This window comes from Janthinobacterium sp. SUN120, from assembly GCF_030397735.1.
Taxonomy (GTDB): domain Bacteria; phylum Pseudomonadota; class Gammaproteobacteria; order Burkholderiales; family Burkholderiaceae_D; genus Janthinobacterium; species Janthinobacterium kumbetense.
Genome location: NZ_JAPUBW010000002.1, coordinates 873,912 through 898,954 on the forward strand (window position 1 = coordinate 873,912; position 25,043 = coordinate 898,954).

Annotated in this window: 27 protein-coding genes and 2 pseudogenes; 10 read left to right on the plus strand and 19 right to left on the minus strand. The window is 58.2% G+C overall.

Going from position 1 to position 25,043, the window contains the following annotated elements; all coding sequences use genetic code 11:
- Positions 1 to 12: 12 nt before the first annotated feature.
- The 7 genes from O0879_RS13645 to O0879_RS13675 form a co-directional block, all read right to left on the minus strand.
- Positions 13 to 1,083 (minus strand): sulfate ABC transporter ATP-binding protein, encoded by a 1,071-nt coding sequence (locus O0879_RS13645; protein ID WP_034747519.1) that lies wholly within the window; start codon positions 1,081 to 1,083, stop codon positions 13 to 15.
- A gap of 1 nt (position 1,084) precedes the next feature.
- Entirely contained in the window at positions 1,085 to 2,011 is a 927-nt protein-coding gene (gene cysW, locus O0879_RS13650; RefSeq protein ID WP_251350677.1) for a sulfate ABC transporter permease subunit CysW, read from the minus strand.
- Complete coding sequence (cysT, locus tag O0879_RS13655) at positions 2,008 to 2,817, minus strand: sulfate ABC transporter permease subunit CysT (protein WP_099408869.1); 810 nt, start codon at positions 2,815 to 2,817, stop codon at positions 2,008 to 2,010. Before cysT ends, cysW begins: the two co-directional genes overlap by 4 nt.
- A 279-nt stretch (positions 2,818 to 3,096) precedes the next feature.
- Positions 3,097 to 3,735 (minus strand): peroxiredoxin, encoded by a 639-nt coding sequence (locus O0879_RS13660; RefSeq protein ID WP_034785187.1) that lies wholly within the window; start codon positions 3,733 to 3,735, stop codon positions 3,097 to 3,099.
- Between the two features lie 45 nt (positions 3,736 to 3,780).
- Positions 3,781 to 4,347, minus strand: a complete 567-nt coding sequence (locus O0879_RS13665) for an alpha/beta hydrolase (RefSeq protein ID WP_034747509.1) — start codon at positions 4,345 to 4,347, stop codon at positions 3,781 to 3,783.
- Positions 4,348 to 4,400: 53 nt separating this feature from the next.
- Positions 4,401 to 5,405 (minus strand): sulfate ABC transporter substrate-binding protein, encoded by a 1,005-nt coding sequence (locus O0879_RS13670; protein WP_099666802.1) that lies wholly within the window; start codon positions 5,403 to 5,405, stop codon positions 4,401 to 4,403.
- Between the two features lie 130 nt (positions 5,406 to 5,535).
- Complete coding sequence (locus tag O0879_RS13675) at positions 5,536 to 5,919, minus strand: diacylglycerol kinase (RefSeq protein ID WP_289898689.1); 384 nt, start codon at positions 5,917 to 5,919, stop codon at positions 5,536 to 5,538.
- A 151-nt stretch (positions 5,920 to 6,070) separates the two neighbouring features.
- Here O0879_RS13675 and O0879_RS13680 point away from each other — a divergent pair, with 151 nt between their 5' ends.
- Entirely contained in the window at positions 6,071 to 6,850 is a 780-nt protein-coding gene (locus O0879_RS13680) for an IclR family transcriptional regulator (RefSeq protein ID WP_099666800.1), read from the plus strand.
- Positions 6,851 to 6,990: 140 nt separating this feature from the next.
- Here O0879_RS13680 and O0879_RS13685 read toward each other — a convergent pair whose 3' ends face one another.
- The 3 genes from O0879_RS13685 to O0879_RS13695 form a co-directional block, all read right to left on the minus strand.
- On the minus strand, positions 6,991 to 8,064 hold the full coding sequence (locus tag O0879_RS13685) for a serine hydrolase (protein ID WP_289916897.1): 1,074 nt from the start codon (positions 8,062 to 8,064) through the stop codon (positions 6,991 to 6,993).
- 177 nt (positions 8,065 to 8,241) lie between these two features.
- Positions 8,242 to 8,961, minus strand: a complete 720-nt coding sequence (locus O0879_RS13690; protein WP_289916898.1) for a nitroreductase — start codon at positions 8,959 to 8,961, stop codon at positions 8,242 to 8,244.
- Between the two features lie 25 nt (positions 8,962 to 8,986).
- Entirely contained in the window at positions 8,987 to 9,904 is a 918-nt protein-coding gene (locus O0879_RS13695; protein ID WP_289916899.1) for a DMT family transporter, read from the minus strand.
- A 350-nt stretch (positions 9,905 to 10,254) separates the two neighbouring features.
- Between O0879_RS13695 and O0879_RS13700 the strand changes: the two genes are divergently transcribed.
- A complete protein-coding gene (locus O0879_RS13700) occupies positions 10,255 to 10,821 on the plus strand; it encodes a phasin family protein (protein ID WP_099666796.1) in 567 nt (188 codons plus the stop codon).
- Between the two features lie 133 nt (positions 10,822 to 10,954).
- Here O0879_RS13700 and O0879_RS13705 read toward each other — a convergent pair whose 3' ends face one another.
- The 6 genes from O0879_RS13705 to O0879_RS13730 form a co-directional block, all read right to left on the minus strand.
- Complete coding sequence (locus O0879_RS13705) at positions 10,955 to 11,674, minus strand: ABC transporter ATP-binding protein (protein ID WP_070256673.1); 720 nt, start codon at positions 11,672 to 11,674, stop codon at positions 10,955 to 10,957.
- The gene (locus tag O0879_RS13710) at positions 11,671 to 12,444 is read right to left on the minus strand and encodes an ABC transporter ATP-binding protein (protein ID WP_099666795.1); all 774 of its coding nucleotides are present in this window, start codon (positions 12,442 to 12,444) and stop codon (positions 11,671 to 11,673) included. The genes O0879_RS13705 and O0879_RS13710 overlap by 4 nt, the downstream gene beginning before the upstream one ends.
- A 13-nt stretch (positions 12,445 to 12,457) precedes the next feature.
- Positions 12,458 to 13,675 (minus strand): ABC transporter ATP-binding protein, encoded by a 1,218-nt coding sequence (locus O0879_RS13715; RefSeq protein ID WP_289916900.1) that lies wholly within the window; start codon positions 13,673 to 13,675, stop codon positions 12,458 to 12,460.
- 22 nt (positions 13,676 to 13,697) lie between these two features.
- Complete coding sequence (locus tag O0879_RS13720) at positions 13,698 to 14,627, minus strand: branched-chain amino acid ABC transporter permease (RefSeq protein ID WP_077407985.1); 930 nt, start codon at positions 14,625 to 14,627, stop codon at positions 13,698 to 13,700.
- Positions 14,628 to 14,924: 297 nt separating this feature from the next.
- Positions 14,925 to 15,872, minus strand: coding sequence for a 4-hydroxy-3-methylbut-2-enyl diphosphate reductase (gene ispH / locus O0879_RS13725; RefSeq protein ID WP_289916901.1), 948 nt, complete (start codon positions 15,870 to 15,872; stop codon positions 14,925 to 14,927).
- 9 nt (positions 15,873 to 15,881) lie between these two features.
- Positions 15,882 to 16,337, minus strand: a complete 456-nt coding sequence (locus tag O0879_RS13730; RefSeq protein ID WP_070224501.1) for an FKBP-type peptidyl-prolyl cis-trans isomerase — start codon at positions 16,335 to 16,337, stop codon at positions 15,882 to 15,884.
- A 121-nt stretch (positions 16,338 to 16,458) separates the two neighbouring features.
- Between O0879_RS13730 and O0879_RS13735 the strand changes: the two are divergent.
- The 5 genes and pseudogenes from O0879_RS13735 to O0879_RS13755 all read left to right on the plus strand — a co-directional run.
- Positions 16,459 to 16,914, plus strand: a pseudogene (locus O0879_RS13735) (UPF0758 domain-containing protein); the annotation flags it as partial.
- A gap of 106 nt (positions 16,915 to 17,020) precedes the next feature.
- Positions 17,021 to 17,536: a hypothetical protein gene (locus tag O0879_RS13740; protein ID WP_289916902.1), complete on the plus strand. Its 516-nt coding sequence runs from the start codon at positions 17,021 to 17,023 to the stop codon at positions 17,534 to 17,536.
- Positions 17,537 to 17,700: 164 nt separating this feature from the next.
- Positions 17,701 to 18,117 carry a hypothetical protein gene (locus O0879_RS13745; protein ID WP_289916903.1) on the plus strand — a complete coding sequence of 139 codons (417 nt, stop codon included), beginning with the start codon at positions 17,701 to 17,703 and terminating at the stop codon, positions 18,115 to 18,117.
- Between the two features lie 870 nt (positions 18,118 to 18,987).
- A complete protein-coding gene (locus tag O0879_RS13750; protein WP_289916904.1) occupies positions 18,988 to 19,662 on the plus strand; it encodes a hypothetical protein in 675 nt (224 codons plus the stop codon).
- A gap of 1 nt (position 19,663) precedes the next feature.
- Positions 19,664 to 20,266: a hypothetical protein gene (locus O0879_RS13755; protein WP_289916905.1), complete on the plus strand. Its 603-nt coding sequence runs from the start codon at positions 19,664 to 19,666 to the stop codon at positions 20,264 to 20,266.
- 237 nt (positions 20,267 to 20,503) lie between these two features.
- On the opposite strand, the gene O0879_RS13760 is transcribed toward O0879_RS13755, so the two are convergent.
- Both O0879_RS13760 and O0879_RS13765 read right to left on the minus strand, forming a co-directional pair.
- Positions 20,504 to 20,848, minus strand: coding sequence for a hypothetical protein (locus O0879_RS13760; RefSeq protein ID WP_289916908.1), 345 nt, complete (start codon positions 20,846 to 20,848; stop codon positions 20,504 to 20,506).
- Between the two features lie 67 nt (positions 20,849 to 20,915).
- Entirely contained in the window at positions 20,916 to 22,724 is a 1,809-nt protein-coding gene (locus O0879_RS13765; protein ID WP_289916909.1) for a recombinase family protein, read from the minus strand.
- 35 nt (positions 22,725 to 22,759) lie between these two features.
- Between O0879_RS13765 and O0879_RS13770 the strand changes: the two are divergent.
- The 3 genes and pseudogenes from O0879_RS13770 to rpmG all read left to right on the plus strand — a co-directional run.
- A pseudogene (locus O0879_RS13770) lies at positions 22,760 to 22,999 on the plus strand (JAB domain-containing protein); the annotation flags it as partial.
- Between the two features lie 247 nt (positions 23,000 to 23,246).
- Positions 23,247 to 23,483 carry a 50S ribosomal protein L28 gene (gene rpmB / locus O0879_RS13775; protein WP_010400928.1) on the plus strand — a complete coding sequence of 79 codons (237 nt, stop codon included), beginning with the start codon at positions 23,247 to 23,249 and terminating at the stop codon, positions 23,481 to 23,483.
- A gap of 22 nt (positions 23,484 to 23,505) precedes the next feature.
- Positions 23,506 to 23,673, plus strand: a complete 168-nt coding sequence (gene rpmG, locus O0879_RS13780) for a 50S ribosomal protein L33 (protein ID WP_010400929.1) — start codon at positions 23,506 to 23,508, stop codon at positions 23,671 to 23,673.
- A 140-nt stretch (positions 23,674 to 23,813) separates the two neighbouring features.
- Here the strand turns inward: rpmG and O0879_RS13785 are convergent, their stop codons facing one another.
- Positions 23,814 to 25,022: a fatty acid desaturase gene (locus O0879_RS13785; protein ID WP_034785142.1), complete on the minus strand. Its 1,209-nt coding sequence runs from the start codon at positions 25,020 to 25,022 to the stop codon at positions 23,814 to 23,816.
- Between the last annotated feature and the right edge of the window lie 21 nt (positions 25,023 to 25,043).

Here is a 25,043-nt window from a genome sequence, read left to right on the forward strand (position 1 = left end):
GGCTATCCTGTATCAAGTTCGGGTGGGTTCAACAAATACATGAAGACGTTTCGGGCGGACAACCAATGTCTCGCCTTCCTTCAGCTGCAGGTGGGTAAAACGCTCGTTCGACATCACCGCTTCGATCAGTTCGCTGTTATCCACGCGCTGCAAGTCCAGCTGGGCCAGCGGGCCGATCGCATGGGCGCGGCTCAGTTTCACGACGATGCCTTCCGCGCCCTGCGTGTAGCGGTCGATTTCCAGGTCGTGCGGACGCACATAGGCCGTGCCCTTGCTGTCGCTCACGCCCGCGTAATCGGGCACCTCGAAACTGGCGTCGCCCGTGGCCATCACGCCGTCATGCACGCGGCCGTGGAACAGGTTGACGTTGCCGAGGAAGCCATACACGAACGGCGACGCGGGGTGGTTATAGACTTGCTCTGGGGAACCGAGTTGCTCGACCGTGCCCTTGTTCATCAGTACGACCTGGTCGGCCACTTCCAGCGCCTCTTCCTGGTCATGCGTGACGAAAATACTGGTGACGTGCAAGTCGTCATGCAGGCGGCGCAGCCAGCGGCGCAATTCCTTGCGCACCTTGGCATCCAGGGCACCGAACGGCTCGTCCAGCAGCAGCACGCGCGGTTCGACGGCCAGCGCGCGCGCCAGGGCGATGCGCTGGCGTTGCCCGCCCGACAATTGCGGCGGATAGCGGTCGGCCAGCCAATCGAGCTGCACCAGTTCCAGCAAATCCTTGACCTTGCGGCGGATCTGGTCTTCCGACGGGCGCTCGCTGCGCGACTTCACGCGCAAGCCGAAGGCCACGTTCTCGAACACGGTCATGTGCTTGAACAGCGCATAGTGTTGAAACACAAAACCGACCTGGCGCTCGCGCACATGGCGGTTCGACGCATCTTCCGCGTCCAGCAGCACCTGGCCGCTGTCCGGATGTTCCAATCCAGCAATAATGCGCAGCAAGGTTGTCTTGCCGCAACCGGACGGGCCCAGCAAGGCCGTCAGTTCGCCGGCGGGAAAGTCCAGCGAGATATTGTCGAGGGCAACGAAATCGCCGAAGCGCTTGTGGATGTTTTTAACTGCGATGGTCATATCAGTGCTCCGTGGAACGTAAGGCGGAATCGTCGGCGTTGCTCTCGTTCAAACGCCACTCAATGAAAGCTTTCAAGGCCAGGGTCACCAGCGCCAGCAAGGCCAGCAGGGAGGCGACGGCAAACGCGGCGGCGAAGTTGTACTCGTTGTACAGAATCTCCACCTGCAGCGGCATGGTGTTGGTTTCGCCACGGATATGGCCGGACACGACGGACACGGCGCCGAACTCGCCCATGGCGCGGGCATTACACAGGATCACGCCATACAGCAGACCCCACTTGATATTTGGCAAAGTCACGCGGCGGAAGGTATTCCAGCCCGAGGCGCCCAGCACGATGGCGGCCTCTTCCTCTTCGCTGCCCTGCGACTGCATCAGCGGGATCAATTCACGCGCCACGAACGGGAAAGTGATGAAGATGGTGGCCAGCACGATGCCGGGCACGGCGAACAGGATCTTGATGTCGTGCGCCTGCAGCCACGGGCCGAACCAGCCCTGGGCGCCAAACATCAGCACATAGATCAGGCCGGAAATCACGGGCGAGACGGAAAACGGCAAGTCGATCAGGGTCAGCAAGATGCTCTTGCCGCGGAATTCGAACTTGGCGATGCACCAGGAAGCGGCCACGCCGAACACCAGGTTCAACGGCACGGCGATGGCGGCCGTGATCAGGGTCAATTTAATGGCGGAAATCGCGTCCGGGTCGATGATGGCGGCGATATACGCTTCCCAGCCCTTCTTGAACGCTTCCGCGAACACGGCCACCAGGGGCACGATCAGGAAAGCCGTCAGGAACAGCAAGGCGACGGTGATCAGGACGGTGCGTACCCACAACGGTTCCAGCACGACGGGGCCGACATTCGGCTCGAAGCGGCGCACTGCCGGGCGCGCATTGTCCACGCCAGCGACGCTAGTCGTATTCGTACTCATGATTTCTTCGCCTTTCCGCGCGTCCATGCTTGCAGCAGGTTAATCGTCAACAACAGCAGGAAAGACACCACCAGCATCACCACGGCGATGGCCGTGGCGCCTGCGTAATCGTATTGTTCCAATTTGGTAATAATGAACAGCGGAGTGATTTCCGACACCATCGGCATGTTGCCGGCGATAAAGATCACGGAACCGTACTCGCCCGTGGCGCGGGCAAACGCCAGCGCAAAGCCTGTCAGCAAGGATGGCAAGATCGTGGGGAAGATGACGCGGATAAACGTTTGCAGCGAATTGGCGCCCAGGCTGGCGGCCGCTTCTTCCAGTTCCTTTTCCGCGTCTTCCAGCACCGGTTGCACGGTACGCACGACAAAGGGCAAGCCGATGAAGGTCAGCGCCACCACCACGCCCAGCGGCGTGAACGCCACCTTGATGCCCAGCACGCCTTCGATGAACTGGCCAAACCAGCCGTTCGACGAATACAAGGCCGTCAGGGTGATGCCAGCCACGGCCGTCGGCAAGGCAAACGGCAAGTCGACCAGCGCGTCGATGATGCGCTTGCCGGGAAATTTGTAACGCACCAGCACCCAGGCCAGGATGCCGCCAAACACCACGTTCAACAGGGCGGCGATCAGGGAAGCGCCAAACGTCAGGCGGTACGACGCCATCACGCGGTCGGACGTGACGGCGCTGAAGAAGGCGTCCCATGTCATGGTGAAAGTTTTCAGGAACACCGACGACAGCGGAATGAGAACGATCAAGGCCAGATAAAAGAGCGTGAAGCCCAGTGACAGCTTAAACCCCGGCATGACCCGAAACGGCGCTCCGCGCGCCTTGAGCGGTGCTGCTGATGCTGCAGACATAGAAACTCCTTCTTATTACATTTTTGAGTTATGGAGTGCAATAATCACATGCATTCGTTATAAAAAGAACTAACCATTTCTCATTTGCTTAGATGGATTTTGCATACTTGCTTGCAGAATCGTTGGGCGAAAAAAAACGCACCGGACAGGTGCGTTTTTGCTTCTTAGACATATTTATACCCGAGACAAATGCTGAGGTCAGACCCGACGGGTCTGACCCCGGAATTACTTGTTTGGCTGCGGCGTCAAACGCAGATAGGGTTTCGCCGCCGTAAATCCCTTCGGATATTTCTGCTTGATCACGTCCGGGTCTTGCACGGTCAGTGGAATGATGACGTCGTCGCCATCTTTCCAGTTGCCGGGCGTAGCCACCGTGTAGCCGTCCGTCAATTGCAGGGCGTCGATGACGCGCAGGATTTCATTGAAGTTGCGGCCAGTGCTCAGCGGATACGTGAGGATCAGCCGCACTTTCTTGTTCGGGTCGACGATGAAGACGGAACGCACGGTGGCCGTGACGGACTGTTCCGGGTGAATCATGTCGTACAGCACAGATACTTTCTTGTCGACGTCGGCGATGATGGGGAAGCCCACCACCGTGTTTTGCGTCTCTTCGATATCCTTGATCCAGCTCTTGTGCGACTCGGCCGCATCCACGGATAGGGCGATGGCCTTCACGTTGCGCTTGTCGAATTCCGGCTTGAGCTTGGCCGTCAGGCCCAGTTCCGTCGTGCACACGGGGGTGAAGTCGGCCGGGTGGGAAAACAGCACCACCCAGGAATTGCCCGCCCACTCGTGGAACTTGAGGGGGCCGATCGAGCTGTCTTGTTCAAAATCAGGGGCGACATCGCCCAGGCGTAAAGTCATCGTGATCTCCTTAAGAGGTTGTGTGGCAATGGGATGTGCGTCGAATCAGGCTGCCTGACGGTGGCGTTTGTCGCTTTGCGCCAGATCAAACAGTGTTTGCAGTTGCGCCTGGCCATAGACCCAGTCACCAAGGCGCGACTCGGCGTTGATATGGCCCAGCGCACCGCCATCAATATACTTGCAATTCCAGCGCCGTGCCCACTGCGCCGCGTGTTCGGCCGTCATCCAAGGGTCCGTCTGGCTGGCGATCAGGATGCCGGGGCAAGGCAGGCGCTTTTGCGGCAAGGCCTTCGCCACGCCAAACTTGTCGGGATCTGCCGGCCCCACCAGCAGCACGCCGGCCACGCCCTGCGGGTCGCGGGCCAGGCTGTGCGCCGTCGTCAGGCAGCCGAAGCTGTGGGCGACGATCAGCGTGGGACGCGCATCCTGCCGCCGCACCTGGTCCAGGCGCGCCGACCAGGTGGCCAGGTCGGGAGCGTTCCAGTCATCCTGCTCGACCCGCTCGAATTGCGGATACAGGCGCTGCCAGCGGCTCTGCCAATGCTCGGGACCGCTGTTATGCAAGCCCGGCACGATCAATACCCGGTAATCGGAAAAGCTGCGCAGCGCCATGATGTGTCCTTGCGTGATCGATTCCGGCAAGCGTTGCCGCCTGCCGGTGAAGATTACTTCGGCTGATAGATCTGGTCGAAGATGCCGCCGTCGGCAAAGTGCGCCTTCTGTGCCGCCGTCCAGCCGCCGGCCACTTGCTCGATGGTGAACAGGTTGACCTTGGCGAACTGCGACGCGTATTTCTTTGCCGCCTTGTCCGTTGCCGGACGGTAGTAGTTCTTCGCGATGATGTCTTGCGCTTCGTCCGTGTACAGGTAGTTCAGGTAAGCCTCGGCCACCTTGCGCGTACCGTGCTTGTCGGCAAACTTGTCGACGACGGCGACGGGCGGCTCGGCCAGGATGCTGACGGAAGGCGTGATGATGTCGAACTTGGTCGGGCCCAGTTCCTTGACGGCCAGGTAAGCCTCGTTTTCCCAGGCGATCAGCACGTCGCCGATGCCCCGTTCGACGAACGTGGTGGTGGCGCCGCGCGCGCCGGAATCGAGTACGGGCACGTTTTTATACAGTTTGCCGAGGAAATCCTTGGCTTTGGCTTCGTTGCCGCCCGGCTGGCGCAAGGCATAACCCCACGCGGCCAGGTGGTTCCAGCGGGCGCCGCCCGAGGTTTTCGGGTTCGGCGTGATGACGGACACGCCCGGCTTGATCAAGTCATTCCAATCCTTGATGCCTTTCGGGTTGCCCTTGCGCACCAGAAACACGATGGTCGAGGTGTAAGGCGAGCTGTTGTGCGCCAAACGCTTTTGCCAGTCGGCGGCCAGCAGCTTGTGCTCGGCCAGCGCGTCGATGTCGTAGGCCAGGGCCAAGGTGACCACGTCCGCTTCCAGACCGTCGATGACGGCGCGCGCCTGCTTGCCGGAACCGCCGTGCGATTGCTTGATCTTGACGTTGTCGCCCGTCTTGCCTTTCCACTCCTTGGCAAACGCCGTATTCACATCCTGGTACAGCTCGCGCGTCGGGTCGTATGACACGTTGAGCAGGGTGATATCGGCAGCCTGCGCCGTTTGCAGAAGGGCAAACGCGCTGATGGCGGCGGCAGTGATGATTTTTTTCGACAGCATCTAAGATCCCCGTGTGGTTGAACTTTCAGAGCCACCAGATTACGGCGCTATGGCCGCAAAGAGAACGAAGCGTTTCGCCGTTTGATATACATTTTTCGCATATGGACGGCGCGCAACGGGGATAAAGCGGTTAATAGAAACGGTTAAATAATACGACGGCCCAAGTGGCGAAGGCCAGGGTGCAGGTCAGCAGCACGGCCGCGCTGCCGAAATCCTTGGCGTTCTTCGACAGCGGATGGCGGTCCAGCGAGATGCGGTCGACCACGGCTTCGATGGCGGAATTGATCAGTTCGACGATCAGCACCAGCAGCAGCACGCCGATCAGCACCAGTTTTTCAAAGGCGGAGACGCGCAGCAGCAAGGCGATCACGGTGCCGACGACGAACAAACCGAGTTCCTGGCGGAACGCGTGTTCATGGCGCCAGGCCGCTTTCAAGCCATCGAGCGAGTAGAAAAAAGCGGAGAAAATCCGTTTCAAGCCACTTTTACTTTTGAATTCGTTTACAGGTTGCATAGTTTTCCATATGTAAAGCAAGTGCAGTGGGCACATTATGGGGGCGACATAGCACTGTGACCATTTATTCGCTGAATATCTCGGAACATTTCACTATTTTTTCACATCATGGTATAAAGAAGCATGAATACTGCATTGCACCAAATCCATCATGAAAATTGAACCGGTCGCTGCCCCGAAGACGACGATCCAGGTGATCGAACGCATGGTCGCCCTGCTCGATGCCCTGGCCAAATATTCCGACCCGGTCAGCCTGAAGGAATTATCCAAGGTTTCCGGTTTGCACCCCTCGACGGCGCACCGCATCCTCAACGACATGGTGCTGACGCGCTTTGTCGACCGCATCGAACCGGGCACGTACCGGCTGGGCATGCGCCTGCTGGAACTGGGCAATGTGGTGAAAAGCCGCCTCAGTGTGCGCGAAGCGGCACTGGACTTCATGCGCCAGTTGCACAAGAAAACCCAGCAAACCATCAACCTGTCCGTGCGCCAGGGCGACGAGATCGTCTACATCGACCGCGCCTTTTCCGAGCGTTCGGGCATGCAGGTGGTGCGCGCCATCGGCGGCCGCGGTCCGCTGCACCTGACCTCGACGGGCAAGCTGTTCCTCTCCGTGGACGAGCCGAAAGCCATCCGCGCCTACGCCACGCGCACGGGACTGGCCGGACACAACAAGAATTCCATCACGGATCTGCAAAAGCTCGAGCGCGAGCTGAGCCTGGTGCGCGAACGCGGCTATGCGCGCGACAATGAAGAGCTGGAACTGGGCGTGCGCTGCATGGCCGCCGGCATCCGCGACGATACAGGCAAACTGATCGCCGGCCTGTCGATCTCGGCCCCGGCCGACCGTTTGCAGGACGAGTGGCTGGTGGATCTGGTGGAGACGGCGAACCAGATTTCCGTCACATTAGGTTATATCCCGCAAGACTGAGAACGCCTGACCAAACCTGCTGCGCGGCGCGCTTTGCGGCCTGCGATGCTCACCGTACTAGAGTACGGTTGCGCTTCTTAGCCACAAATCACTACCGCTCGCGACGGTTTTGTCAGGCGTCGTGACGACAACTTTCTGCATTAACCACCAGGCAGGCTCATGTTGGCTGGTTTCAAGGCTTCCAGCCACTTGCGCATGCGTCCCGCGTCGGCCGTACGCGACTGTTTCCCCTTGGAATCGAGGAAGACCATGATCACGGCCCGTCCTTCGATGACCGCCTGCATCATCAGACAACGTCCCGCCTCATTGATGAAGCCCGTCTTTTGCAAGCCGATTTCCCAGCCCGGATTGGCCACCAGGTGATTCGTATTGCCAAACTGCATGGGCTGGCCGCTGGCTTCGACGATGGCTTTCGGGTCCGTCGAGTACTCGCGCAGCAGCGGATGGCGGAAGGCGGCCATGGCCAGCTTGCCCAGGTCGCGCGCGCTGGCCACGTTCATCTTCGACAAGCCGCTGGAATCGACGTAATGCGTATCCATCATGCCCAGCTGGCGCGCCTTGCTGTTCATGGCGTCGACAAACGCCGGCAAGCCGCCCGGATAATTGCGGCCCAGCGCCGAGGCGGCGCGGTTTTCCGAGCTCATCAGGGCGATGTGCAGCATATTCGCGCGCGTCAATTGCGAACCCACTTTCAGGCGTGAGCTGCTGAACTTGGCGCGGTCGACGTCTTCGTCCGTGATCGTCAGCAACTCATCCATGTCCTGGTGCGCTTCGACCACCACCAGGCCCGTCATCATCTTGGTGATGGAGGCGATGGGCAAGGCCACATTGGAATTCTTTTCAAACAACACTTCCGCATTGGCCTGGTCCAGCACCAGCGCCACGCTGGACTTCAGGTCGAGCGGATCGCGCGTCAGGTTCAGGCCGGCCAGGTCGCCCATGGTGGGCATCGGTGCGGCCATGGGCACGGCCACGCTGCTGACTTTTTGATAGATGACCTTGCGTTTGCCGCGCACCATGACGACCCGGCGCACGGTCTTTTCGCGCGGCGCGGCCGTCGCGCCCTTGCGCAGCACGACTTTGACTTTCTTGGTGTTGTGCTTCTTCGAGGCTGAGGATTTGCCGTTCGCTTCCTTGGCGTGCACGGCCGCAGCCGGCGCCAGTGCAAACAGCAGGGAAGCCAGGATACCCAGCGCAAGTTTAAACTTAGCCATTCGATAATTCCCCGTGAAGCTGTTGCCTTATTGCAGTGTAGCGAAATGCAGAGCAATCGCAAGCCTATTTAACAGTTAGGACAGTATTTATTGCAGCAATGAAATACAAATCGTTGGCGATCAGCAAACAAACTCATCCTTAACCGGCTGTTTTTCTCCGCCCGTCGCCAGTAATGTCTATTTGTCCATGAATTTAACAAAGCCGGCCAGCGGCTCGCGCTCCGTGTTCAGGCGGTTCTCGACCTTGTCCGGGTCGGCATAGCCGAGGGCCATGCCGCACACCACCATTTCACCGGCCGGCACGCCCAGTTCGTCGCGGATGATGTCATGGTAATGGATGAAGGCCGCTTGCGGGCACGTGTCGAGTCCCCGCGCGCGCGCCGCCAGCATGATGTTTTGCAAAAACATGCCGTAGTCGAGCCAGGAACCCTGTTCCAGTACCCGCTCGATGGTAAAGATCAGGCCCACGGGCGCATCGAAAAACTGGAAATTGCGCCCATGCTGGGCCGCCATGCCGGCCGTGTCGCCCCGTTCCAGACCCAGCAACTGGTACAGGTCCAGGCCGATCTTGCGGCGGCGCTCGATGAACGGCGCCGTCCACTGGCGCGGGTAATAGATATATGAGGCCGTGCGCGCGGGCGCATCGGGCGCCTTCGGCGCGGCATAGGCGGCCAGGATGCGCTGCGACAGGCGCAGGCGGGCCTCGCCCGACAGCACATACACTTTCCACGGCTGCATGTTGGCGCCCGAAGGCGCGCGCGCCGCCACTTCCAGGATGCGCGCGATCTCGTCCTGCGCCACCGGCGTGGGCAAAAAGGCGCGGATCGAGCGGCGCGACAGGATGACGCTATCGACGGCTTGCTGCACCGCTGGTGTTTCCAATGCTTGCTTGTTCACTGCCCTGCTCTCCCGCTATAGCTTATTATTTCTTGACCACGAACACCACGCCGACCACGGCCACCAGCATGCCGGCGATGCCCAGCATATTAAAGGCTTCGCCAAACATCAACCAGGCCATCACGGCCGTCGTGGGCGGCGTCAGGTACAGCAAGCCCGTCACTTTCGTCGCATCGCTGCGGCGGATCAGGGCGAACAGCAGGAAGATGGCGCCGATGGACAGCACGAGCACCGACCACAGCAAGGCGCCGATGAAATTCGCCGTCCATTGAACATTGCTGAAATGCAAGTCCAATCCTTCGTAATACAGGGCGAATGGCAAGACCACCACGATGGACGCGGCAAACTGCACCACCGTGCCGGTGCGCAAGTCAAATTGCGGACAGTGGCGTTTTTGGTACATGGTGCCGGCCGTCATCGACAGCAGCGCGAACACGCACAGCAGCACGCTTTCCACGGTCAGACCCACGAGGTTGATCTTCGCATACACGACGAGGACCACGCCCAGCAAGCCAAAGAACAGGCCCAGCCACTGGCGCGGGCGCACGGATTCGCCGATCAGGGGCGCGGCGCAGGCCGTCAACACGGGCTGCATGCCGACAATCAGCGCAGACAGGCCGGCCGGCATGCCCAGCTTGATGGCGCACCACACGCCGGCCAAGTAGCCGGCCTGCATCAGGATGCCGGCCACGGCGATCTGGCGGAATTGGCCCACGGGCCACGGCGCGCGCAACAGCAGCACCAGCGGCAACAAAATGACCAGCACGCCCAGGAAGCGCAGCAGCAAAAAGGTCAGCGGCGGCGCATACGGCAAGCCGAACTTGGCCACAATAAAACCTGTGCTCCATAACAACACGAAGAAGCCGGGCAAGGCCATCGGCGCCAGGTTAGTCAGGAAAGAGGCTTTGCTGCTGGCGCCAGCCGCGGCGGGAAGATTGGACATGGTATCGACTCGGGAAACGGGATCGGCACCGGGGCGTTGCCCAGTGCGGGAGGCAAAGTCTAGCATGCTGCGCCGCGATCGTCCCCGCAGGCACTGGAAACGATAGTTTAAGCACAAACCATTAACAGGTAGAAATCAAATATTTCTCTTTAGAAACAATGACTTTTGATGCAAATCTATTCAATTGTTGCATCGCACAAGAATCGCTTGACTTACGTTTTTTTCGCCGTAGAATAGGGTTTGTTGCGTTGCACAATTCTTGTTCAGCTTGAAAAATTTAGATTCACCTGCTTTCCCAAACGGTACACGCAGCATCAAATTAACCAGATTTCGATTTTTTGGAGATTTATATGTTTTCAATTCCTGAGCAATTTTCGTCCGCTACCAAAGCCAACCTGGAAGCCCAATTCGCCCTGTTCTCGTCGCTGACGGGCAAGGCCTTCGAAGGCATCGAAAAGATCGTCGAACTGAACCTGACCGCTGCCAAGGCAACGCTGGAAGAATCGACCGCCGCCGCCAAGCAATTGCTGTCGGCAAAAGATCCACAAGAATTCTTCTCGCTGGCCTCTGCCCAAGCCCAGCCTGGCGCCGAAAAAGCCATCGCTTACGGCCGTCACCTGGCTGCCATCACGTCGGGCACGCAAGCCGAATTCAGCAAAGCTGCTGAATCGCAAATCGCTGAAACCAACCGTAAAGTCCTGTCGCTGGTGGAAGAAGTCACCAAGAACGCACCAGCCGGTTCGGAAAACGCCGTCGCCATCCTGAAAAGCGCCATCGGCAACGCCAATGCAGGCTACGAGCAATTCTCGAAAACCAGCAAGCAAGCCGTCGAAGCCATCGAAGCGAACCTGACGTCGGCCGTGAACCAGTTCACGCAAGCGGCTGAAAAAATCGTGCCACGCACTGCCGCCAAGTAATTATCAAGCGACCGCCACGGCGGTCTGCTGTTATCGGCTCCTCCAGGCATCCATCCCGCACTTCCCCGACGGATGCCATTATGCCCCAGCCCAGCTGGGGCATTTTTTATGCCTGAACACTTCCCGAACGCGCTTACTCGCCCAGATACGCCGCCTTCACGCGCGGGTCGTCGAGCATGGCGGCCGCGTTGCCGCCCATGGTGACCAGGCCGGAATCCATCACATAGCCGCGGTGCGCCGCCTGCAGGGCCAGGCGGGCATTCTGTTCGACCAGCAAGATCGTGATGCCTTCGGACGACACCTTGCGGATCACCTCGAAGATTTTCTCGACCATGATGGGCGACAGGCCCATCGACGGTTCGTCGAGCAGCAGCAGCTTCGGATGGCTCATCAGGGCGCGCGCCATGGCCAGCATCTGCTGCTCGCCGCCGGACAGGGTGCCGGCCATCTGCGCCGCTCTTTCCTTCAGGCGGGGAAACACGTCGAACCAGCGGGCGATGTCGTCCTCGACGCCCGCCTTGTCCGTGCGCGTGTAGGCGCCCATCATGAGGTTTTCGCGGATCGACATGCGGGTAAACACGCCCCGCCCCTCCGGCACCATGGCCAGTTTCCTTTCCACCAGGTGAAACGATTTCGTGCCCTTCAGCGATTCGCCCAGGTAGCTGATCGTGCCCTCGATCTTGCAGGCAGGCAAAGTGCCCGTGATGGCTTTCAGGGTCGTCGTCTTGCCGGCGCCGTTCGCGCCGATCAGGGCGATCAGCTCGCCCTCGTTGACTTCCAGATCGATGCCTTTCACCGCCTTGATGCCGCCGTAGGCCACGTGCAGGCCCGCCACCTTCAATATATTGCTCATGCGTGCGATCCCCCCAGGTAAGCCTCGATGACGGCCTGGTTTTGTTGTATTTCGGCCGGCAAGCCTTCTGCGATGCGCTTGCCATATTCGAGCACCGTGATGCGGTCGCACAGCCCCATCATCAGTTTCACGTCATGCTCGATCAGGAGCACGGTCTTGCCTTCCGCCTTGATTTTCACCAGCAACTCGCGCAAGGCCAGCTTTTCCGTCGCGTTCATGCCGGCCGCCGGCTCGTCGAGCGCCAGCAGAGTCGGGTCGGTGGCCAGCGCGCGGGCGATTTCCAGGCGCCGCTGGTCGCCATACGACAAAAAGCGCGCCGTGCGGTTGGCGAACTGGGCGATGCCGACGAAATCGAGCAACTCCATGGCCCGCTTGCGGATGGACGCCTCTTCCTCGCGCGCCGCCTTGTGGCGGAAGATGGCGCCGAAGACGCCCTGGTGCGAGCGCACGTGGCGCCCCACCATGACGTTTTCCAGCGCCGTCATGTCGCCAAACAAACGGATGTTCTGGAAGGTGCGCGCGATGCCCGCCTTCGCCACCTGGTGCGGCGCGGACGGCGAATACGGCTTGCCGGCCAGCTCGAAGGTGCCCGTGTCCGGCTGGTACAGGCCGGTGATGACATTGAAAAACGTCGTCTTGCCGGCGCCGTTCGGGCCGATCAAGCCATAGATCTGCCCCTGGCGGATGGTGATGCCCACGTCGGTGAGCGCCTGCAAGCCGCCGAAACGCTTGTTCACGCCGGCGATATTGAGAATGATCTGTTCGCTCATGTGATTCCCTCCCTTAAGCGGACACGACGCCGGTGGATTTGTTCGGCTGGTCCACATCGTGGTCGGGCCGGTCTTCGTGCTTCGGCGATGGCCACAGTCCCGCAGGACGATTGAGCATGATCAACACCATGGCCAGGCCGTACAGCAGCTGGCGCAGCACTTCCGCCTCGATCACCACGTGGCCGAACAGCGCCTGCTGGGCCGGTTCCACCACATGGCGCAGCACTTCCGGTATCGAGGCGAGGATCACGCCGCCGAGGATCACGCCGGGGATATGGCCGATGCCGCCCAGCACCACCATGGCCAGCACGGCGATCGATTCCGTCAGCGAGAACGATTCCGGCGAAACAAAGCCCTGGAAGGACGCAAACATGGCGCCAGCCACGCCGCCGAACGAGGCGCCCATGGAAAAGGCCAGCAATTTCACGTTGCGCGTGTTGATGCCCATGGCCTTGGCGGCGATCTCGTCTTCGCGGATGGCCACCCAGGCGCGGCCCAGGCGCGAATGCTGCAGGCGCTTGGTGACGAACACGACGGCGATGCACAGGAAGAGGAACAGGAAGTAATAGGCGTTCACGGACGGCATGGAAAAACCGGCCACCGTCACGGTGCTGTTGGTACCCGCCTCGCCCGCCAGGTTGACGCCGAAGATGCGGATCGGGTCGATCAAATTGATGCCTTGCGGACCGTTCGTGAAATTGATCGGGTCGTTCAAATTGTTCATGAAAATGCGGATGATCTCGCCAAAACCCAGGGTCACGATGGCCAGGTAGTCGCCGCGCAGTTTCAAGGTTGGCGCGCCCAGCAGGGCGCCGAACAGGCCTGCCACGGCTGCGGCCAGCGGCACGATGATCCAGATCGACAGGTGGATGCCGTTTTCGCGGATTTCCGGCCCCATCAGATGCACCAGGGATGCACCCAGCACCGGATATTGATTCACCACCGATTCGAGCAGGATGGCGAACTGGGGCGACGCCAGCAAGGCCGTCAGGTAGGCGCCCACGGCATAGAAGGCGATGTAGCCGAGGTCGAGCAAGCCGGCGAAGCCGACGACGATGTTCAAGCCCAGGGCCAGCATGATGTACAGCAAGGCCATGTCGATGATGCGCACCCACGAGTTGCCGAACTGCGCGGCAAAAAACGGGAACACCATCAGCAGCGCGGCCAGGCCCAGCATGCCGGCGTAGGCTTTGGTCGGATTTTTCTTAGCGTCAAAATCGAGTAGTGCCATGATTCAGTCTCCCAGTTTCACATCAGGCACGGTCGGCCACACGTTCGCCCATGATGCCGGACGGGCGCAGGGTCAGCACGATGATCAGCACGACGAAGGCAAAGATATCCTGGTAGTGGCTGCCCAGGAAGCCGCCCGTGATGTCGCCGATATAGCCGGCGCCCAGGCTCTCGATAATGCCCAGCAAGACACCGCCCAGCATGGCGCCGTAGATATTGCCGATGCCGCCCAGCACGGCCGCGCAGAAGGCTTTCAAGCCGGGGATGGCGCCCATGGAAAACTGGATGGACGCGTAATTGGCGCCCCACATCACGCCCGCCACGGCGGCCAGCGCGGCGCCGATGGCAAAGGTGGCGACGATGACCTTGTCGGAATCGACGCCCATGAGGCCCGCCACGCGGGGGTTTTCCGCCGTGGCGCGCATGGCGCGGCCCATTTTCGTTTTTTCCACCAGCAACACCAATCCGCCCATCGACAGCGCGGCCAGGGCCAGCAGCAGTACTTGCGTTTGCGAAATCACGGCGCCGCCTATGTTGATGGGGTCCGTCGACAGCAATTGCGGGAAAGGCAAGGGATTGCGCGTCCAGATCATCATGGCGAAGGTTTGCAGCAGGATGGAGACGCCGATGGCGGTAATCAGGGGGGCGAGGCGGGGGGCGTTGCGCAGGCGGCGGTAGGCGACCCGCTCGATGATGATGTTGACCAGAATACAGATGGGAATGGCGCCGAGGATGGCGGTGGCCAGTTTCAGATAGCCGGGCCAGTCCGGTACATAGATGCCCAGCAGCTTGAGAATGCTCAAGCCCACCATGGCGCCGATCATGAGCACGTCGCCGTGGGCGAAGTTGATCAGATTCAAGACGCCATACACCATTGTGTAACCGAGGGCGACTAAGGCATACATGCTGCCCAACACCAAGCCGTTGATGATCTGCTGGATGAATGTATCCATGATTGCCCTATCAAATATGCATTTTTCGGGAACAACTTCCGCCAGAACATGGGTCGCTGATACAAAAACGGCACCGGAGGAAGAATTCCTGCAGTGCCATCCCTGGACCGTTCTCACCAGCATGGTGCACGCACTCAAAAAGGGCGTGACCTTGCTTAGTCATAACGACAACATATTCAAGCTTGAGGCAATCATAACGATCTTTTGCAAAAACTAAACTTGGAATAAATCGATCATTTCCGAATTAAATTCGGTTTTGGGGTAACTATTTCATCGATACTCAACAGCCGTACAGACTCAGGCGACGTCGCGCTTGATGCCATCGAGGCCTTTCGGCATCGGGAAGGTGACGGCTTCCTGTACGCCGTCGAGCGGGCGCACGCTCTTCACGCCGCACTCTTTCAAGCGGTCGATGACGGCTTGCACCAGCACCTCGGGCGCCGAGGCACCGGCCGTCACACCCACGCGCAGCTTGCCTTCCAGCCAGGCGGGATCGATTTGCGAAGCATTGTCGACCATATAGGCAGGCGTGCCCATCTTCTCGGCCACTTCGCGCAAGCGGTTCGAATTCGAGCTGTTCGGGCTGCCCACGACGATCACCACTTCCACTTGCGGGGCCATGAATTTCACGGCTTCCTGGCGGTTGGTGGTGGCGTAGCAGATGTCGCCTTTTTTAGGCTCGGCGATATTCGGATATTTCGCTTTCAAGGCCGCAATAATGTCGCTAGTGTCGTCAACTGACAACGTTGTTTGCGAAACATAGGCCAGGCTTTCCGGATTGGCAACTTGCAATTTCGCCACATCCTCGAGCGTTTCCACCAGATGCATGCCCATATCGGCCTGGCCCATCGTGCCTTCCACCTCGGGATGGCCATCGTGGCCGATCATGATGATCTCGCGGCCTTCGCGGCGCATCTTGCTCACTTCCATATGCACCTTGGTGACCAACGGGCAAGTGGCGTCAAAAATGCTCAGGCCGCGCGATTCCGCCTCGGCGCGCACGGCTTTCGACACGCCATGCGCGGAAAACACGAGCGTATTGCCTGCAGGCACGTCATCGAGGTCGTCGATGAAGATGGCGCCCTTGTTGCGCAAGTCGGCCACCACATAGGCGTTGTGGACGATTTCATGGCGCACATAGATCGGTGCGCCAAATTGCTGCAAGGCGCGCTCGACGATTTCGATCGCCCGGTCGACGCCAGCGCAAAAGCCGCGGGGCTGGGCCAGTAACAGTTCCTTATCCATCGCTACTCCTTACAGGACCGAGATGAGCTTGACTTCAAAACGCAGCGGCTGGCCAGCCAGCGGATGGTTGAAGTCGAACAGGGCCGAGTCCTCGCGCATTTCGCGCAGCACGCCGGCAAAGCGGCCGCCGCCCGGCGCGGCGAAATCGACCAGGTCGCCGATCTTGTAGTCGGCGCCCGGCACGGAGTTCTCGTCCAGCGTGGCGCGCGAGACGGACTGCACCAGCTCGGGATTGCGCTCGCCGAAGCCTTCGCCGGCCGCCAGCTCGAACGTCTGGTGCGTGCCTTCAGGCAAGCCCAGCAAGCGCTGCTCGAGGAACGGCGCCAGCTGGCCCTGTCCCAGCATCAAGGTAGCAGGATTTCCGCTAAAGGTAGTGACAATATCAGTACCGTCAACAGTAGCAAGACGATAATGCAGGGTGAGGTAAGCCGCTTCGGTGACGACTGCTGGTTGCTCGTTGGACATAGTGAGTTTTCAAGTAGCTGATGCAAAACGATATTGTAAGCCACACTGGCCGCGCCTGCCCCATGGCTTCGTCAAAGAAGACCATGCCGGGGCACGCGCCGGTGACAAACAGGAGAACAGCATGGGCATCAAGGACTGGCCGGCCAGCGAACGGCCGCGCGAACGCCTGATCGAGGATGGCGCACACTCGCTGTCGGATGCAGAATTGCTGGCCGTCTTCCTGCGCACGGGCGTGCGCGGCAAGAGCGCCGTGGAACTGGCGCGCGACACGGTCGAGCACTTCGGTTCCCTGCGGGGCTTGTTTGGCGCCAGCCTCGTGAGCTTTTCCGCCGTTCACGGCATGGGCAGCGCCAAGTTTGCCCAGCTGCAAGCAGTGCTGGAACTGGCGCGGCGCGCCATCATCGAAGACTTGCAGGCGGGCCAGGCCCTCAATTCGCCGCACGCCGTGAAAGATTATTTGCGCCTGACCCTGGGCCACCTGGCGCATGAAGCATTCCACGTGTTGTTTTTGGACGTCAAGAACCGCCTGATCACGACCCAGGAAATGTTTCGCGGCACCCTCACCCAGACCAGAGTGCTATAACTTCGAAAGAACTATAAAGCAATTTGAACGTTCGAAAACGTATCTCAACACTTGGTTGCCGAGTTACAATAAATTTTTGACAACCCACAGGTGCAAAGAGATGAATAAATTTAAGGAGTCGCTTACCGGGCTTGGCGGTATCGCCCTTATCTTCAGTATCAGCGTATTGGGTATGCTGGTTGTAATGCTGTTCATCAACGGGGCGGTGTGGGTTGGACGAGTCGCCTACCCCTTAACAGTATTCCTCTCACAAATCGCCCTTGCGTTCTTGGTGCTGGTCTTCCTACCTCTGTCATTCATTCGAAAGACCTACGACTTCTCAGCGACCGGGATACTCATAGTCTCTTATGTGCTTGGCCTCTCAATCTGGGTAGTAGCGCTGTTAGAAACCTACAGGCTTTGGGGAGTTTGGGGTGTTGCCATAGGACTGATATTTATGGGGGTTGGCGTGGTTCCGATGGCAGTCGTCGCTCTCATCTTTCACGGCGCGTGGTCGGCCTGTGGACAGCTTCTATTGGCTATCGCCATCATGTGGGCGGTAAGGATGTTCAGCTACTACGTGGCAGGCAAAGAGGCCCGGAAACAAGAACGAGAGTTCGTGAAGAGGACGTACTAGCCGGGACTACTTTCGTAGAAAGTCGTGTCGGAACGCGAAGCGAAAATCGGCATGGAAGACTATGCCGAAGAGTCCGCCGAGGTGTGATGCGGAAGGGTCGAATCCGACGGGGCACAGTGGACTGGAATAAAATTACACCAAAAACAATAATAAAAAATGGCACTATGAAAAAAAATACAACTCTGAGGTTTAAGGCAGCGGCCAACCGACTGGGACCGCTGTTCATTGTCATTACGGCAGCAATGTATGTATACGTCTGGAAAAAGCACCCCGGGTTAGTCGACTTCCTTGACCATGTATTTCGCTATCAACTGCCGCTGGTCGTACTTCACGCAGCTTTCGCGTACGCGGCAGCAAAGAACCCTGAGTACGGCCAAGCCTCGACTAGTGCGAATTCAGAAGGATTTCCACAGATAGAGGGTGTCCAGGTTGCAGATACAGATTCGGACAACTCATGGGCGGACTTCAGTATGCCAGATGACATGTTTGAGAGCCCCATATTTAACCCGGCGAACGGACTGCCGATGGTCGATTCGTGCATAGACATTGAGGGCAACCTGTACGGAACAGACGGTGGGTAGTGATGAAAAAAGCGGGCCCGAGGGGGCCCGCAAATAATGCAATTAAACCTTATTATCTTCATCGACATGAGGCAGAAACAACCGCACATGAAGATGAACCTCACTACCCTCTGAGGACTCTTCCGGAGCTTCAGACACGCAGTAAATTTTGGCTTGACCTACATACCGTATAGCGACCTCGACTGAATTTTGTTCAAAACGGAAGCAGCTTTTTTGTGAATGGCTCTGTTGCCTCGAGAGCAGCACACTGCCAACCGCCCAGCCAGGCGTCAGAGTAAACACCAACATTCCGAGGAATAGTGTAGGGTTTTCCTGCACGATAGTCAGCGGCACCCTCGTTATAAGCCCGAGCCACCAAAAAATTACAATAAGTTGCGGAATTAGCATTCACCATCCATCCTCGCGTAGTTGACCTACTATGTATAGCTACCGGCAGTCGAGTAGCGGGGTTTGACGTTGACACGAGCGGACGCGAGTGCGGCAACACACGAACGTGTGCGTCGAGCGTCCAGCGAAGACGTGCCCCGCGCCGCGCGGGGCATTGGCGGGGAGCCGCAGAGGGTGAGCGTTGAGCAAGCGTAGCGCGCCGAGACCGAACCCTCTGCGGGGGCGCAGCCCGGGCACGCCCGAGGGCGGGGGGCCCCATGGTCGACGGGCGACGACATAGTCGCTAACCCGAGAGCGTGGGGCCCCCCGGACGAGATCCCGACAAAGTCGGGATTTCGGGAGGGTGCCCCGCGCAGGGACGGAGCGACAGCGACGAGTGCGGATGCCGCGTCCAGCGGCATAGGAGCACGACCCGGGAAACGAGTAAGCAGATTTTCGTCGTTGTATCTATACGTTGTACACACTAGACGAGGGGGTACAACGATGAACAATTCTGTAACAGCACGTGAAAACGAAATGCGGGTATTACAGGCGGTCGGATGCGTCGGCTGGCTGAACGCCGCGCAGGTCGCAAAATGGGTCTGGGGCGACGAAAACCGGCACAGCGCACGTGTGAGCGCCGACAAGGTTCTCAAGCGATTGGCGGCAGCAGGCCAGGTGCTGCGGCGTGAGAGTCTGACCGGCGTGTTCGTCTACGTACTAACAGGCGCCGGAGCGCTCAGAGCAAATGAGGGCGTGAGAGTGCCGCTGTTCAAGGACGGGTACGACCTATCGCAGCTCGATGTCGGCAGGCAGGCGCCGGCGGTAGAGTACCTAGTCGGGCAGCACCGGCAGGGAAAAACTGTGCTGGGGGCTGCAAGCCTGCGCAGTGCTCTGAAAGCCGGGGTGGTAGCCGGCGAGGGCTTGACCGGCGCGGATGGGCTGGTATTTGACTCAGAGACCGGTGAGCTGCGAGCGGTGCTTGTGGTGCGGAACACACATCAGGAACTAGTGAAAAAAGCGCAGCGGATTAAAAAAGCGGCAGGTGAGCTAGAACTGCTCGGCAATGCAGCGCTGCTGCGGATGTTCCACAGGGCGATACTGAGCCCGTACGCGAATAGACCAGGAACGCAAGCTCCAACAGAGTACGTTCGTCGTAAACTCGCTGCGGGGGTCTGAGATGTCACACATTGCACACGCCGGAAAACTCGGTGCTATAACGCTCCCCCTCGAGCTGTTCCGAGACCCCCGGCTGAACGGCTCCGACATAGCATTTATAGTCGCCTTGCTCGAGTACCGGGACGGGAAAACGGGAAGAATTGACGTAGGTGGCGCATCAATCCAGGCCATTTCCGGGCTGAACTCGGGGAACCTGGGGCGGACGATTAAGCGGTTGGTGAGTTTCGGCTGGCTGAACTACACGAAGGGCAATCATGCGACAACGAACGACTATACGGTAGTCATTCCGCTAGAAACCGGATTCGCCTACCGCAAAAAGGCTACGCGGTATTCGGCAGAGGCATGGGGCACCGAGAAAAAACGCAGAGAGGACAGCATCAACGGGTATAAAAGGAAAAACACGCGGGGGTGTGACGAATGGTGGGCCCTATCCGCGGACGAGATTATTGCTGAGCTGGTTCATGAGCAGAATGAGGATAAAAACTACATTCCGGACGAAATACTGAAAAACTGGGAGATTGTGCGCGGGGGCGATAACAGCTATGACGCGCGAGTGCGCCGGAGAGACGCAGCCGAGGGGATAGTTGAGATGTTCGAAGTATAGGAACCAGAAAATCGGGGGCTACAGGCAGACTATAAAGAGATGTGATACAGCGCCCCCTCGAGGGCGTTTGTACGTAGGAGGCCCTGGCCGGGCGCGCACAGAATGCCGGTCGCTACGCTCCCGGCCGGCAATCTTGGCCAACTGGTTTTTCCGCTCTTGGGTTAGACCCTCTTATTGAAGGTACCCTCAAATTGAAGGTAGAGGGAGTCCCCTCAAAATGAGGGTAGGCACACAACTCTATTTTAAAGGTTCGAACGGCGCCGGAGCGCCGTGCAGGCAACGCTGTAGCAATTCCCAGACCAAGTCCTTGCTCGGAAAAGCGTATTTCAAATTCTCGTCAAAATATACTTCATTTATGATGTTTTTACGGAGTTGCAAGGGTAACTCTTTAAAATCCGCCATCGCCAAGGCATTCTTGGGCGGCAGACCAGCGTTGCGAGCGGTAAGCGCATTGTTGTACGTGTGAGCAATGAAAATGCAGCGCGTGTCCTTGTCAATTTTTGGTTCACCCTCTGCTGCAAGAGCCGAGACGGAGAGAGGCAACAGGGCTGAGGCAAGTAGCAATTTAGAGAAAAGAGGCATAGCAGTATCCTGGCTAAGCAGCGAACTACTTGATGTTACAAGCAAAGCAAGATGCCGTCTATCAACGTTACCCGATAATAGAGGACGGGTCCGTAATTCGTTCATCAGAGCTATCATAGAGATAAGCCGGCGTCGTCCGGGAAAACCGAAACACTTTGCGACGAGGTACGGGCGGAACGAGCTCACCCAGGATAGCCGCGCTAAACGCTGGGCCAAACTCGATGCGGCGGGCAGGGTCCACGTCAGGGTGCAGGACCGGCCCCACTTCGAGGACGGGCTCAGGCCGAGAGCTAGGCTTAGCGCGAGACGGTAGTTGCTTTTTAGGCAGTGGAATGTGAAAAATCGTATTGTCTGTCGCAAATTGAACAGTAGCTAGGTCGTAGCCCCAGACCCAGACGGTTTTGACGAGCCGGGACAGTTTGACGTTCAGAGCTGAGCGCACGACACGAGACTCGTCAGATATCGTGTAGAGATTGGACATACAGTGCCCGTAAAAAGTTGCATCAAATGCAATGTCGCTGGCTGCTAGGGCTTGGGCTTCACGTTTTGAGTTCAGCTGAGAAGAAATATCCCGAATCTGCTCGTCCAAGGTCATGGAAAGGCGGAGCAGCGCGTCTACGCGTCCGCTGGTTTTAGATACAGCCTTCGCGATACGGTCAGACTCAGCGACAGTCTCCCGCAGCTGAGACTCCAGAACAACAATAGCGTCCGTCAACCCTTCATCTTTGTACAAATGAGCGGGAGAGTGCATATAGATTTGGTGCAGAAGAGTAGCATCGAACCTGTTAGCTGAGAAAGACTTACACTGGGTAATGCCGGCAAGACGGTCAGAGCATACGATTTGCGCTTTAGAATGACCGTCTTTTTCGGTTTTGCGCTGCAGAGGAGCGCCACAGTGACCGCAGAATAGCAATCCGGACCAGATGTTGAAATAGTGCGCGTCGCGGCGCTTAGGGACGCTACGAGTGTCTATAGAAGCTCGAGCGCGGTACCAGAGGTCGTCAGAGACGATGCGAGGGTAATAGTCCGGAATCACAGTACCGGTGGACGCCCCTTTCCAGTGCTGCGCATGCATCTCGTGATTTCGAATCCGGTGCTCATGCTCACCCAGAACGGCGCGATTACGCAACAAATTGCCCGCCATTTGTGCGTGCCAACGCCCCTCTGTCTGATTCAGGCGGGTCGGCACAGGCCAGGCGGCGGCGTTAGCAACAGCAGCAATCGCCTTAGAACCGAGGCCGGCGGCAGAGAGCTCAAACACCTCGTTGACGACGGCGGCAAGATGCTCATGCACTTGCCAGGGAGTAGCCTTGCTCTCGCGATAGAGCCAACCTGGCGCGCTGCCAAACGCGGCCTGAACGCCTGCTTTACGAGCGGCTCCGAAAGTTTTCCGCAGCCGGTCAGATTTCTGTGCGGATTCGTGATATCCGCGATACAGCGTGGCACAGCTCAGCATGAAATTTGACATATCACCCATCGATGCCTTAGTCCAGATTTTCTCGTCAGTGAGCGTGACGATTATCAGACCTCGGTTGATGAGCGACAGGAGGAGCTCATACGCTTCTGGGAGCGACAACCGCGTGAGACGGTCGAATGCCTCAACAAGCAGCACCGTGCCAGGGGCGATAGAACCCGCAACAACGAGTTTCTGCAGTGCGAACAGTGCCCCGCCCTCCCTTATGTTCTTACCGGAGAAGCCACTGATACCGAGGTCCTGCAGGACGAAATCAGTATCGAGCGTTAAACGGTGCTTAGCACAATAGAGTACTGCCATCTCAGTCTGACGGCGGAATGAGTCGCCAGCGCGCTGGCGCCATGAGGAAAACCGAAGGTACGAGATGACACGAGCAGAGCTCGTAAAGGCAGCGACGGTCATGATTCAGCGAAGATAAATTGAATTGAAGATAGTGTACGCTAATCCACACCAGCGTATATCCGCGCGAAGTCGTCAAGCAGGCACTGCTGCACAACGCGGCCAGCGTGATGCTGGCGCACAACCACCCGTCCGGCGCGCCCGAGCCCAGCGAATCGGATCTATTGCTGACGCGCGCGCTGATGCAAGCGTTGTCGCTGGTGGACGTGCGCATCCTCGACCATTTCGTCGTGGCCGGACGGCACGTGCATTCGTTCGCGGAACACGGCCAGATCTAGGCCAGGGCTGGCCAGGCGACAGTTAACCATGTGTAAACAAGGACATACGTGACAGCAGCGAGACGCTTACCTAACAGTAAACAGCGCCGTTTACCAGTGCCTTCCCCTATGAAGAAGGGGAAAAGTCAAATTGTTAAATTATTTCAATACAACATGACACAATTGTTTTTCGCAAGTCATTGATAAATCGGCTTATTTTGGATATACTCTCGTTTTTCCAATTTGGAATATCTTTAAGGAGTGCGCCATGGCACGTGTTTGCCAAGTCACTGGGAAGAAGCCGATGGTCGGCAACAATGTTTCCCATGCAAACAACAAAACCAAACGTCGTTTTTTGCCTAACTTGCAGAATCGTCGTATTTTTGTTGAATCTGAAAACCGCTGGGTCTCCCTGCGTTTGTCCAACGCCGGTCTGCGCGTCATCGATAAAGTCGGCATCGACGCCGTATTGGTCGATATGCGCGCTCGTGGCGAAAAAGTCTAATTAGCAGAATAAGGGAGCTATCATGGCAAAATCAGGCCGCGACAAAATCAAGTTAGAATCGACCGCCGGTACGGGTCACTTCTACACGACCACCAAAAACAAGCGTACGACGCCTGCGAAAATGGAGATCATGAAATTCGATCCTAAAGCACGCAAGCACGTAACGTACAAAGAAACCAAAATCAAGTAATTGATATTGTGTTCTGTAAAAAGAGCCGCTCCGATGAGCGGTTTTTTTTCACCCTGATTTTCATCTCGCTGCTCCCCCCTTGTGCCGGGACGAAAAAAAGGCCCTGGAAACCAGGGCCTTGATATGACGCAACAGCTTACTCAGGCATAGCTGCGCAGGCGCAAGGAAAAGTCTTGCAGCGACTTGATGCCCGACGCTTCGGCGCGCGTGCACCAGTCTTGCAGCTTTTGCAGCAATTGCTCACGCGTAAAGTGCGAACGCTCCCAGATGGCGCCCAGCTCCACGCGCATGTGGTGCATGGTTTCCAGCGCCTTGCTGTGCTGGAACAATTCCGACAGCTGTTCGTGATGCGCATCGGCCAGCTTGCCCGGCTCGCGCTGCATCAGCTTGCGCGACGATTTCAGGAAGCGCTTTTCCAGTTCCGCCTTGTGCTTCAGGTGTTCTAGCTCTTCCTTCCAGGCATGCTTGATCGATTTCGCGTACTTGGCCATCACATCGTAGCGGTTGGCGATGACCGATTGCAAGGTCTCGAAGTCCGCTTCCAGCTTGCCGTGCGAGAACTTCGGCTCCGGCGCCAGCTTTTTCACCTTGGCCAGGCCCAGCATTTCCAGCGCGCGGATATATGCCCAGCCGATATCGATTTCATACCATTTCGACGACAGCTTGGCCGAGGTCGCATAGGTATGGTGATTGTTGTGCAACTCTTCGCCGCCGATCAGGATGCCGAAGGGAATGATGTTGGTGGCCGCATCGGCGCAATCGTAGTTGCGGTAGCCCCAGTAGTGGCCGATGCCGTTGATGATGCCGGCCGCCGTGATGGGTATCCACATCATTTGCACGGCCCACACGGAAATGCCGATCACGCCGAACAGGATGAAATTGATGACGAACAGCGACACCACGCCCAGCCAGCTGTACTTGGTGTACAGGTTGCGCTCGATCCAGTCCGTCGGCGTGCCGTGGCCGTATTTGGCCATGGTTTCCATGTTCTTCGATTCAGCGCGGTACAGCTCGGCGCCTTCCCAGAAGACTTTCTTGATGCCGCGCGTCACGGGGCTGTGCGGATCTTCTTCCGTATCGCACTTGGCGTGGTGCTTGCGATGGATGGCCGCCCATTCCTTGGTCACCTGGCCCGTCGTCAGCCACAGCCAGAAACGGAAGAAATGGCTGGGGATCGCATGCAATTCCAGCGCCCGGTGGGCCTGGTGGCGGTGCAGGTAAATCGTGACGCTGGCGATGGTGATATGCGTGACCACCATGGTGTACAGGAAAACTTGCCATGCGGACAGATCGGTAATGCCAGTTGCCATGAACTGCAAAACGTCGTGTAAAACGGAACTCAATGTCATTACTACTACTCCAAGTGGACA